This is a genomic window from uncultured Algibacter sp., from assembly GCF_947487575.1.
Taxonomy (GTDB): Bacteria; Bacteroidota; Bacteroidia; order Flavobacteriales; family Flavobacteriaceae; genus Algibacter_B.
This window is the reverse complement of the sequence record NZ_CANKXG010000002.1, coordinates 303,826-315,654: the sequence shown is the minus strand read 5'-3', so window position 1 is coordinate 315,654 and position 11,829 is coordinate 303,826. Positions and strand designations below refer to the sequence as shown.

Sequence of the window (11,829 nt, the reverse complement as noted above, 5' to 3'; positions counted from 1 at the left end):
CATGATTTTCTAATTTAAAATAGGGAATATCCAAATATTAAAGAGAGAGACTTATATTTAGAACTATAAAAAAGGTAATCTACTAAAAGAGCTCTATCTGTTTGGTATCTTATTTCAATGCTGTATTTGTCATAATGTTTGTAGCCCAAACCAATTGCTAAATTGAAATCACTAATAATTTCTAAATTGTTTATAATTGCATCATTAGCTCGTCTAGTTTCTATAAATGAATTGGAAGTAAAATCTATAACATAAGAAGCATTTGCGAAAATTTTTGAATTGTTATTGAGAAAAAAATAATGCCTTAAGCTTACTGGAACTTCTATAGAGCTGTATTCTATTTTCGATATTGTTATTGTTTTCCCTCCTAGAAAATTCTCATTAATTGTTGTTGTTTCAGCATTAAAATTTTGATAAGTTGTTTCAATTGCTACAGCCCATTTGTTTTTATTAATTGGTAAAATATATTCTGCTTCAATCCCAAATCCAAAGCTCGACTGATTTTCAAAGTCTGTAAATACAGAACTATTACTTGGAAAACCAAAACTACTAGTTTTTAGTGATGCTTAAAGAGGAACTATTTAAACGCGGTCTTAGAGTTAAATTAAATAAATCTTTTTCTTTGTTTTTTTCATAGCTTTTAAAAGTAGCGTTTTCGCATTCATTATATTTAGAAAAAAAATCAATTAAACTATTTTGTTTATATTTTAAACTTTCAATATCACTCATTTTAAGATTAGTACATTGCAAATCAGTCCATAGTTGTTGTTTATACCTAGAGTTTTTCTTTATGTCGTTTTCGTTGTTTTTGTATTTTTTGAAAATTAATTGTTCAATATTAGAAGCTTCAATATTGTAAAAAAAACGATTTAAATTGCCGTCTTTATAAGCGTACAAATTGGCTTTACCTTCAATTAATACTTTTAAAAAAAGAACTTCTTCTTTTAGTATTGGTTTTCTGTTATAGGTTAAATCGCCTATTTTTTCACTAGATCTATCAATTTTTACTTTACTTTTTTGATATCGTGAAGCATTATAAATGCCAAACTCTTTAATGGTTTTAATTGTAACTTTTTTTTGGTCTGAATCTTCAGATAGTTTGTATTCAAATTCAGAAGGATTGTTTGACCAATCAATATTTTTAATTAAACATTCAACCTTCAAACCAGAGTCATATATGAAATATCCTTTTTCAAAAGTAATTTGAGAATAAGAATTAATAGTTATTAAGGTTGTTATCAGCAGTAATAGTTTTTTCTTCATATAAGTAAAAAGATAGATTTTTGTATTACAAATATATTAAAAAAACGAAAGAAAATTCTTGTATTTTAGAATTGTGAAATTCTATATTTCAAACCACATTTCAAGCAAACACTTTCGTGTTCTAGCAATAGATAAAAAGAAAAACCATAAAAATAAGATTATATTACTGAATAATACCAGCACAGCTTACACGAGCTCCAGCAGCTCCAGAAGGCTGCGATGTTAAGTCATCAGTACCAGCGTGAACGATAACACCTTTACCAAGTATGTCTTTTGTTTCGTCGCCACAACCAATGCACCATTCGTCTGTAGTGAAAGAAATTGTACCATGGCCATTTTCATCAGCAGTAAAATTACCTATATCGCCTTTATGGTAACCAGTTTCTGCACCCCATTTACCATGTGGTTGAGCTGTTGGGTTCCAATGACCGCCAGCAGATTTCCCGTCAGGAGAAGAACAATCAGAAGACGCATGTATATGAATAGCGTGCTGACCTGGTGTTAATCCACTCATTATAGCAGTCATACTAACGCCGTTTTCTACGTCTTTAAAAACCACATTACCGCTTACATTACTATCGCTTTTGGCGCTTAAAGAGATTTTTACCTTTTTAGGAGCAACAACTGCCGTTTCGATAACCTCAGTTTCAACGGTTTTTATTTCTTTCTTTTCTTTTTTACAAGACGTTGTACTTATGATTAGGGCTATTAATACGAAGCTTAATTTTTTCATTTTTCAGGAGTTTTTATTTATTCGAAAGTTAAGGGATTAATAAATGAATTGCAAGAATGGGCATGATATATGTCATATTTTAATTTAATCTATTGGTATAATTTTGAATAATAATAGTCAGGTATGTTAGGATCATTAGTCAATAAATATAATATTGCAGGACCTCGTTATACGAGTTATCCAACGGTTCCGTATTGGAACAACGAAACATTTTCTTTAAAAAACTGGAAATCTTCTTTAATACAATCTTTTAAAGAAAGCAATTCGGAAGAAGGCATAAGTCTTTACATTCATTTACCGTTTTGCGAAAGTCTATGTACATTCTGTGGATGCAATAAACGAATTACCAAGCAACATGGTGTAGAATCGCCCTATATAAATGCGGTATTGAAAGAATGGCGCTTATATTTAGCACTGTTTGATGAAAAGCCAATTATAAAAGAGTTACATCTTGGTGGCGGTACACCTACTTTTTTTAGTCCAGAAAATTTGAAATTGTTAATTAATGGAATTTTCGGGCAAGCAACACGAGCTGAGAATTACGAATTTAGTTTTGAAGGTCATCCAAATAATACGACTCGCGAACATCTACAAGCCCTTTATGATGTTGGTTTTAGACGAGTAAGCTATGGTGTACAAGACTATAATGAAACTGTTCAAAAAGCAATACATAGAATTCAGCCTTTTGAGAATGTTAAGAAAGCTACAGAATTGGCAAGAGAAATAGGATATACTTCTATAGGGCACGATATTATTTTCGGGTTACCATTTCAAACATTAAAGCATGTTGAAGAAACCATTTTGAAGACAAAAGAATTATTGCCAGATAGGTTGGCATTTTACAGTTACGCTCATGTACCTTGGATAAAAGGAAATGGGCAACGTGGTTTTGATGATGCCGATTTACCATCTGCAGCATTAAAAAGAAACCAGTATGAATTAGGAAAGCAATTACTTGCTCAGGTTGGTTATAAGGAAATAGGGATGGATCATTTTGCTTTAACAACAGATTCGCTTTATGAATCTATGAATAATGGTGAATTACACAGGAATTTTATGGGATATACGGCATCAAAAACACAAGCTATGATTGGGTTAGGAGTGTCTTCAATAAGCGATAGTTGGTATGGTTTTTCTCAAAATGTAAAAGACATAGAAAGTTATTATAATTTGTTAAACGATAATGTTATTCCTGTTTATAGAGGGCATGTTTTAAATAATGAAGATTTAGTAATTAGGAAGCATATACTCAACCTAATGTGTCAGTTTGAAACTTCTTGGACCATAGATACTCTCTATTTTGAGGAGTTGCCAGACGTTTTAATTCGGTTAAAAGAAATGGAAAAAGATGGGTTACTACTAATGCATTTTAATAAAATAGAAGTAACCAAAAAGGGTCAGCCATTCGTTAGAAATATATGTATGGCGTTTGATTTGTTATTGCAAAGAAAGCTGCCAGATACGCAATTGTTTTCAATGACTGTTTAATAAAAATAAATTCATCGATTTTTAAAATCGATGTTACCTTTAAAATTGTCATTCTCGAGAAATTGAGAATCTAAAAAAAAGAAATCATGAAAAAAATCATTGTACCTATAGATTTTTCTGAGCACTCAGGATATGCATTAAAAACAGCTGCAAAACTTGCCCAAAAATATGATGCCGAGCTAATTGCATTACACATGCTAGAAATGTCCGACATTATGTTGACGGCATCCGATGGACTTCAGAATCAAAAAGCAGCATTCTTCCTTCAATTGGCAGAGCAAAAATTTAAAAATTTCTTAAAAAGAGATTTTCTAAATGATATAAAAATAACCCCAATCATTAAACATTTTAAGGTGTTTAGTGAAGTTAATGATGTAGCCGAAAAGCACAATGCAGATTTAATAGTTATGGGTTCTCAAGGCACAACTGGTATTGCAGAATTTTTTATCGGTTCAAATACCGAGCGTGTGGTGCGTCATGCCAATATTCCTGTATTAGTTGTAAAAAATGATATGCCAAACGTAAATTTTGATGTTGTTGCTTTTGCCTGCGATTTCTCAGAAGAAACGATTGAGTCCTATTTAAAAGCAATGAATATGTTCAGCAAAACAGAAGCAAAACTGTATTTAGTACATGTAAACTTACCTAATGAACGATTTAAGAGCTCTTTAGAAATAGAAAAACGTGTGGTTAACTTTTTTACAAAAGCCGAACGTAGTTTAGATAAAATGGAAGATGTGCATTACGTGTCCGATTATAGCGTTGAGGAAGGTGTTTTAAGCTGTGCTAATAAAATAGGTGCAGATTTGGTAATTGTGCCAACACATGGTAGAAAAGGGTTGGCCCATTTCTTTGAAGGCAGTATTGGCGAAGACGTGGCAAACCATTCCACATTACCGGTTATGACTTTTAAAATTTAATTTGTCATCTCACAGGTATAAATTTATTTAAAAAACTAATAAGAATTTTAAATTATTTGTGCGTTACCCAAAAAAGTGGGGGGGGTAGACGATTCGTTACAAGTTCTCACACTTTTTAAGTCAGGTTTTGGGCTTTTCATTACTACTGTTAACGTGGGCATATTAGCTGGCTTAATTTTTTTAATTGAAAGTTGCTTTGTTTTTGGAGGAGTTCGTTTAACGTTTAGTATATGAAAAGTAAGCGATTTCGGAGCACTAATTTTTTAGTTAAACAAAAAATTTGATATGAACTGAAAGTTTTGATTATTGCACTAACTCGCCTATTTTTATATACATTTTTGGCAGTTCGTTATTTTATTTCGTTCAAAATTTGAGTCCAAATTGTATTTTTAAAGCGGTCTTTAAATATTCCAAAATGTCCAATTTTATTGGTTTGAAAATCAATTGGATTTAAATGTACTGATTTTATTTTTGCATTCTTATATTTCTCGGTCATCCATTTAACTGCCTCTTTCGGGGCAAAGTCATCATCATCTATACTATAAGCCGTTATATTTGTCTCTATTGTTTCATAGAAAGTTTCACTAATAGACTTATCACTAAAAATATAATCTCTATTCTTTCCCCAATTCTTCCATTGGTTAGCTACATTTTTTGGCAAATTTTCCATGCCACTAATTTTCTTAGATTTAAGATAACCAAAAGTCAAAACAAGAAATGGAAAAAGAATATACCAATTCAACCACATTTTTATTCTTTCAATTCCTTTCCAGTATTTCCAGTAACCTGATTGTGCTGCGATTAAAACTATTTTGTCTAATTTATTAGATGATTTTGCAAGACCAATTAGTTGTCCTCCAATACTATGTCCTATAATTACCTTCTTTGATTTTGGATAGTTATTTATTACATATTGTATTATACTCTCTAAATCATTACTGCCCCAATCTGCAGCATCAGTTTTTAACTCTTTGATGGGTTTTTTTAAAGAATGACCTATACCATTATAGTCAAATGTGATAACTGTTATTCCATTGTTTTCAACGAATTTAGAGAATTCACTGTAGTACTCCTGCTTTACACCTGTTGCTGAAGCAATAATTAAAACAGTCTCGCTGCTATTATCATCAAATAAAGTTGCTGATAATGTTTCAGAATTATATTTTATCTCAATTTTGTTCATTTTTTTCTAATGACTAGCAATGTTTCACGGATATGAAATTGTTTTAATACTGAAACAAGTTCAGTACAGGGAGTTTTATATCCAACGTTAAACAAAATTAGCAGAAACTTTTTACAATGTCAAGTAATCTAATATATTGATGGCTAGTTTAATTGGATTTCCGAAAGAGCCAATATATTAAACAAATTAGCTTTGGTTTTAAAAAAACTATTCTCAATATCAATAGCTTTTAATTTAGCATCTATAAGTTTTGATTCTCGAGAGTTTACTAAAAATAGAGAACTTTCGCCTAAAAAGAATTTGCGCTCTTCCGCAGATAACATTTTTGAATAATCATTTACTATTGTATCTGTATAATCGTTTTGCAAAATATATGAATCCAATTCTTGGCTAATAGCAGCAATCTTATTTTTAAGACTTACTTTTGTGTTTTGAATGTCAAATTTGATGTCTTGTAGCTTTAGTTTTGCCAATTTCAAATCGCCACGCTCTTTTCTTAAAAACAAAGGAAAACTAATATTTACACCACTTTTATATGCCGATGTGCTAAACGAACGTGCTATTTCTGGTGTTTGCGATAAAAAGTTGTATTGCAAATCAATTTGGGGTAATAAATTATTCAGTTTTAAACGTTTTTCAATATCCAGGCTCTTAAATTTATAATCTAAAGATTGCAATTTTGGATGATTTTCAATACTAAAGTTTTCGATATCTAATCCGGAGGTATTTAATATTAAATCGATAGTATCAAAAGTATTTATATCTGGAATGACACCAGTTTGAATTTCAATGGGTGTGTTATTATTTAACCATAAATAATTGGAAAGTTCCAATGACGATTTTACAAATTTGATTCTAGATTTTTCTAAATTTAAGCGTCTGTTATTTAAAGCTATTCTAGCTTCAAGCGTATCAATGGCTGGTTTGTCGCCAACTTCATAACTCTTTTTTATACCATTAAAACGTACTTTAACATTGGTTAAAAAATCTTCGTAAACGCGCTTTTCATTATATGTTTTAAGCCAATTAAAATAGGTTACTGTGGCATCATACAAAATATTGTTGATTAGTAATTGCCTGTCAACTTGGGCTTGTTTTACATATAATCTTGATTGCCTTAAGGTAGCCATGCGCTTGTTGGTTAGTAATCCTCGGGCAACAGGAACAGATACGCCTACACTATACAATCCATCTTCTGGAACTATGGCTTGTGGGTTTAAAAAGTCGCCTGTATTCTCTTCAAAATTTCCTTTTATCTCTAAGCCAAACCAAGTTGGTATTTTGAATGAAGCATTAAGTCTGTCGTAATATTCTGTGTTTTTAAATTTTTTTCTGTCATAATCAACTTCCAATTTAGGGTCAAAAGCACCACGAGCTTTCATGAGTTTAGCTTCACTTTCTTTAATAACCAAATTAGCTTGCTTAACAATAGGATGAAAAGACTTTACATACCCTAAGTATTCTGAAAGTGTAATAACCGAGGTTGAATCTTGAGCAGAAACTAAACCACTAATTAATAGTGCTATGTTTACTAAAATGATTCTCATTTTTTATCTTTTTTTAAGGCCGTTTTACTGCCCTCAGGTTGATAATAGTTAGGAGGAAAACTGTTAATTTGTCGCCATAATTCAAACCAAATTGGTACGTCTTCTAGCAGGGCAATAGTTTTTGCACCAGAACCCACACGTATGGCTTCTGGCCATTCATGGTCTGTTTCATCTGGTGCTAGTAATACTCTATACTTACCATTATCGCTAATGAAGCGCTCAATAGCAACTACTTTTGCACCGTAAGTTCCGTAAGATACATTTGGCCATCCGCTAAATACAATAGCTGGCCATCCATCAAATTGTACTCGCACTTCTTCTCCAATATGTAATAATGGTAAATCAATTGGACGCACAAAAGTTTCAACAGCCAAATCATATTTTGTGGGCATAATACCTACTAATTCTGCACCCTCTTTAAAGGTTACGCCAATACCACCAGTTAATACTTTATTTATAAACCCACTTTGTGGTGCTTTAACATATAATAAGTCACTACGTCGTTTATAATTTGTAGATGCATTTTCTAGTTTCGAGACTTGAGCTTGTGTATCATAGCTACTAGATTGTGCTGTAAACATATCACTTTGAGCTTTTGAAATTTTATCGACAAAAACTGCATTAGTTCTTGATAATTCTAGCTGAGCATTTATAACTTCATTCTGACTGACTAAATATTTGTTTTCTTGCGAAATAAGTTTAGCCTGAGTTTCTTGTAATTTTAAGCGTTTTTCCTCAACATCTTTTACTGCTTTTAAACCTTCTTCTTGTAATGTTTGAATACGATTAAACTGCGTTTCTGCAATTTTTGAATTTGTTTTTGCAGCTTGTAAATCTATACTATCACTTTTTACTTTTAATCGCGATTGCATTAATTTGTTTCTGGTTTGCTCCATCTTCAATTTCTGTTCATTTCGTAATGCGGAAATCTGCCTATTTAAAGCATCAACTTTACCTACATAAGCAGTAACAGAAGATGATTTTGCTTGGATCTGATCGTTAGTTCTTTCAACTAATTTATCATCAAAATAATCACTTTTTACTTCAGAAATTCTTAAAATGGTGTCGCCTTTTTTGACTTCATCACCTTCTTGCACATACCATTCTTCAATACGTCCTGGGATTTGAGATTGAATGTGTTGAGGACGCTGATTAGGTTTTAAAGTTGTTACAATACCTTGCCCTGTTATGTTTTGGGTCCATGGTAAAAATAATACAATAAAACCTATAATTGCGGCAGCTAGTAAAAACCTGTTAAAGTATTTGTAATACTTAACATTCATGATGTTTTTTCCAGACTTATAAGTGGATAAGTCTATTTTTTTATTTAACTGGTTATGAGATATATTGAGCATAACTTAATTGTTTTTAGATTTAATTTCACCTTTTTCTAAAGTGATAATTTCTGTGCATTTATCTGCCCAAACACTACTAAAACTTACTACAATAAGTGCCCATGGCCTGTCTTGGTGCGATAAATAATCTACAATAGCTTTTGTTTCTGTTCTATTAAATCTATCCAGCGCATCTTCAAGAATAAGGATTTTAGGTGCTTTTAAAATGGCGCGAGCTAAAACAATTTTTTTAGACAATGAGTAAGACATTTGTCTACCATCAGGATAAAGCACAGTATTTAGGCCATCAGGTTGTTCTTTTAAAAAGGTTTTAAGACCTACAATATCAAGTACTTCATAAATTTTTTCATCAGGGACGTTTTGATTTCCAAAAGTTAAATTCTCACGAATAGTACCTTCAAAAGGGTTTTCGTCAGATAGGGATAGCCCAAGTTGTGATCTATAAAAGTTTAAATGCAAGCTGTTTATGGACATGTCGTTGACATAAACATAACCAGATGTGGCTTGAATTACTCCTGCAATTAATCGTAATAATGTAGATTTTCCAGAGCCACTTTCTCCTTTTATCAAAATTCTGCTTTCTGGCTTAATAGTTAATGAAATGTTTTTTAGTATATGCTTATCTCGGTTGTCAACTTTATAGGTCACTTGTTCTAATTCTATATGAATGCCTTTACTGAATTGGGAAGAATCTCCAGTTTGACTTTCTAAATCTTTATCAACTATTTGACCTATTTTTTCTAGGGACGTTAATGTATCATAAAATGATTCTAGACCAAGAATGAGCTTTTCAACCGAAGCAATTACTAAAATGATGATAATTTCTGCGGCAACAAACTGCCCGATATTCATTTCTTGATTCAGCACTAAAGCACCACCAATAAGTAATAAACTTGCGGTAACAATTACTTTAAAACTTATCATTTGAATAAACTGAAGCATCAATACTTTAAAGTGACTTTCTCTAGCCTTTAAATAATCGTTTACTAATTCATCATTTTTGTTAATACCCAAACTGGTACTTCCTGATAGCTTGAAACTAATTACAGAACGTGCAATTTCTTGGATCCAATGCGCAACTTTATATTTGTTTTTAGACTCTTTTAAACTTGTTTCAAGACCTTTAATGGCTGTGAATTTAAAAACGATAAAGATTAATATTAAAAGTAGTAATCCGAAAATGATAAAGAATGGATGGTAAAACGATAGTAGGATTAATGCAAATAAAATTTGCAAAACTGCCGTTGGTACATCAATTAATATTTTTGATAAACTTTTTTGAATTGTTAAGGTGTCAAAAAAACGATTTGCTAATTCTGGGGGATAATAGTTGCGTAATTCAGACATCTTTATTTTTGGAAAACGATATGCCAATTCAAAAGAAGACCTTGTAAATATACGCTGTTGTATGGTTTCAATAATTCTTAGTTGCATGAGTTGCAAAGCGCCAGAAAAAGCCACGCCTAATGTTACTATAATTACCAATACAACCCAAGATGTTGAAATTTGAGCACCTTGTATTAAGTTGATAATAGCTTGAATCCCCAATGGTAAAGAAAGTGCTACTATACCTGCAAAAATTGCATAATAAAATATTTGTAGAATATCTCTTTTTTCTAATTGTAGTAAACCAACTAAACGTTGCCAGGGCGTCATTATTTTTTGTTCCATAATTAAGATTTCAAAGTGTTAAGCACAAGGTTTTTAATAAAGTTTGTTGGAGTTACTCCAGCATTACAATCGGTTATTGATGTAAAGTGGTCTTTTAAAAAATGTTGGTGCAAACTACCTTCAATAATGGTGCTTGCAAGACTTGATGAGAATTTATAATTGGGGTTTAAAGCTATAATCATATCTCGTAAGCGGTGTACAATACGTTTGTAAATAACAAAGTAGCCTTCCTTGTTTTCCTGATCGACCTCTTTAGTTAAAAAAGATTTTGAGTTTTCGTTAACGATAATTCTGTTTAGAACAACTTCGTTTATATGAGAAAAATTAGAATCTTCTTTAATGGTTCTGGTAACAATTTCAATTGCTTTTTCAAGTTTATTTTCAGGGTTTAAACTATGCGTTTCAAAAACTAATTGATATTCTATCCAAGCCCAATACCAAGAGGATAGGTAGAGTAGGAGTTTGTGTTTACTTTCAAAGTAGCGATATATAGAACTCTCGTTAGAGCCTATGATGTTTCCCAGTTTTTTAAAGGTAAAACTATCAAAACCAATTTCATCAATTAAGGTGATACTGTGTTGTATGATGCGTTTTCCTAAATCGGAAGATTCTGGGTCTTTTACATAGATTTTTTTTGGAACCGCAATTTTTAAATTTGAAAGTAATGAATCCATAATTAATTTATTTAATTGCAAAAATAATAGTAATACTATTAATAATGTGTAAAAAACTATTGAATATGTTGATACAATGCATAAATAAAATTTATGATACGTGTAACTAACTGAAAAACAAGTAATTTTGTTAGTGGTGTGTTTTGGTGGAAAGTGTTTTTTATATATAAAACGACTTTAGCGGATGTGTGGGTTAGGGATTGCAGCGTAAAGCCCACAGCCCGACGTAGGAGGTGCGAGGACTTGTAGCGTAAAGCCCGACCTGAGGCACGAGGGTAACCCCCAAGTTATTTTAATGACAATCTATCTCGTTAGAAACCAAATCGTAAACTGGTGCAGGCGAGAGGTAAGGGATACCTAGACCCAAACCACGAAGAATAAACAAGGCTCCGATAAGAACTACAAAAATTGGAATTGCCTTTTGGATGCGCTGTCTTGCTTTTCCTTTTAAAAACTGACTGAAATAAATAGCGGTTGTCATGAGTGGAATAGTGCCTAAACCAAACACTGCCATATAGAGGCTTCCGTTGGCAGCAGTTCCAGCAGCAATAGCTGCAAAAAGAGCCATGTATACCAAGCCGCAAGGCAAGAAACCGTTTAGAAAACCTATGGTTAAAAAGGTATCCATAGTTTTTTTCTTAAGCGCTGTACCTAAAGCAGATTTAACTTTAGAAATAACCCTGTAGATAGGTTTTGAAAAGTTGTATTTATTAAATGTTTTTTGAGGAACCACAACTATTAAAATCATTAAAATCCCAATAATTATAGAAAGCTGTTGCTGAAATCCAAAAATAAATAGGCTCTTGCCAATAAGACCGAACACTAACCCAATCAGGCTGTAAGCAATAAGTCTGCCTATATGATAAACAGTAATTTGTGATACTTTTTTAACCGCATTTGTTCGGTCTACAGGTAGCATAAAAGCAATTGGTCCGCACATGCCAACACAATGAAAACTCCCTAATAGTCCTAATATGAATGCCGATAACAGCATA

Annotated in this window: 10 protein-coding genes; 2 read left to right on the top strand and 8 right to left on the bottom strand. The window is 31.9% G+C overall.

The genetic code is table 11. From position 1 onward, the window contains the following. Positions 1-549 precede the first annotated feature (549 nt). Together Q0870_RS03575 and Q0870_RS03570 are read right to left on the bottom strand one after the other, a co-directional pair. Positions 550-1,263, bottom strand: coding sequence for a hypothetical protein (locus tag Q0870_RS03575; protein WP_298551157.1), 714 nt, complete (start codon positions 1,261-1,263; stop codon positions 550-552). Positions 1,264-1,426: 163 nt separating this feature from the next. Continuing rightward, positions 1,427-1,996: a superoxide dismutase family protein gene (locus tag Q0870_RS03570; protein ID WP_298551154.1), complete on the bottom strand. Its 570-nt coding sequence runs from the start codon at positions 1,994-1,996 to the stop codon at positions 1,427-1,429. Between the two features lie 123 nt (positions 1,997-2,119). Here Q0870_RS03570 and hemN point away from each other — a divergent pair, with 123 nt between their 5' ends. Together hemN and Q0870_RS03560 are read left to right on the top strand one after the other, a co-directional pair. Next, positions 2,120-3,484, top strand: coding sequence for an oxygen-independent coproporphyrinogen III oxidase (gene hemN, locus Q0870_RS03565; RefSeq protein WP_298551152.1), 1,365 nt, complete (start codon positions 2,120-2,122; stop codon positions 3,482-3,484). Positions 3,485-3,570: 86 nt separating this feature from the next. After that, a complete protein-coding gene (locus tag Q0870_RS03560) occupies positions 3,571-4,404 on the top strand; it encodes a universal stress protein (protein WP_298551150.1) in 834 nt (277 codons plus the stop codon). A 349-nt stretch (positions 4,405-4,753) separates the two neighbouring features. Here Q0870_RS03560 and Q0870_RS03555 read toward each other — a convergent pair whose 3' ends face one another. The 6 genes from Q0870_RS03555 to Q0870_RS03530 all read right to left on the bottom strand — a co-directional run bounded on the left by Q0870_RS03555 (position 4,754) and on the right by Q0870_RS03530 (position 11,828). After that, on the bottom strand, positions 4,754-5,587 hold the full coding sequence (locus Q0870_RS03555; protein ID WP_298551148.1) for an alpha/beta fold hydrolase: 834 nt from the start codon (positions 5,585-5,587) through the stop codon (positions 4,754-4,756). Between the two features lie 143 nt (positions 5,588-5,730). Continuing rightward, on the bottom strand, positions 5,731-7,134 hold the full coding sequence (locus tag Q0870_RS03550; protein ID WP_298551146.1) for a TolC family protein: 1,404 nt from the start codon (positions 7,132-7,134) through the stop codon (positions 5,731-5,733). Then, positions 7,131-8,489, bottom strand: a complete 1,359-nt coding sequence (locus Q0870_RS03545; RefSeq protein WP_298551145.1) for a biotin/lipoyl-binding protein — start codon at positions 8,487-8,489, stop codon at positions 7,131-7,133. The genes Q0870_RS03550 and Q0870_RS03545 overlap by 4 nt, the downstream gene beginning before the upstream one ends. 3 nt (positions 8,490-8,492) lie before the next feature. After that, on the bottom strand, positions 8,493-10,160 hold the full coding sequence (locus Q0870_RS03540; protein ID WP_298551144.1) for an ATP-binding cassette domain-containing protein: 1,668 nt from the start codon (positions 10,158-10,160) through the stop codon (positions 8,493-8,495). Between the two features lie 2 nt (positions 10,161-10,162). Further along, positions 10,163-10,834 carry a TetR/AcrR family transcriptional regulator gene (locus Q0870_RS03535; RefSeq protein WP_298551142.1) on the bottom strand — a complete coding sequence of 224 codons (672 nt, stop codon included), beginning with the start codon at positions 10,832-10,834 and terminating at the stop codon, positions 10,163-10,165. A 292-nt stretch (positions 10,835-11,126) separates the two neighbouring features. Continuing rightward, entirely contained in the window at positions 11,127-11,828 is a 702-nt protein-coding gene (locus Q0870_RS03530; RefSeq protein WP_298551140.1) for a sulfite exporter TauE/SafE family protein, read from the bottom strand. Position 11,829 lies beyond the last annotated feature (1 nt).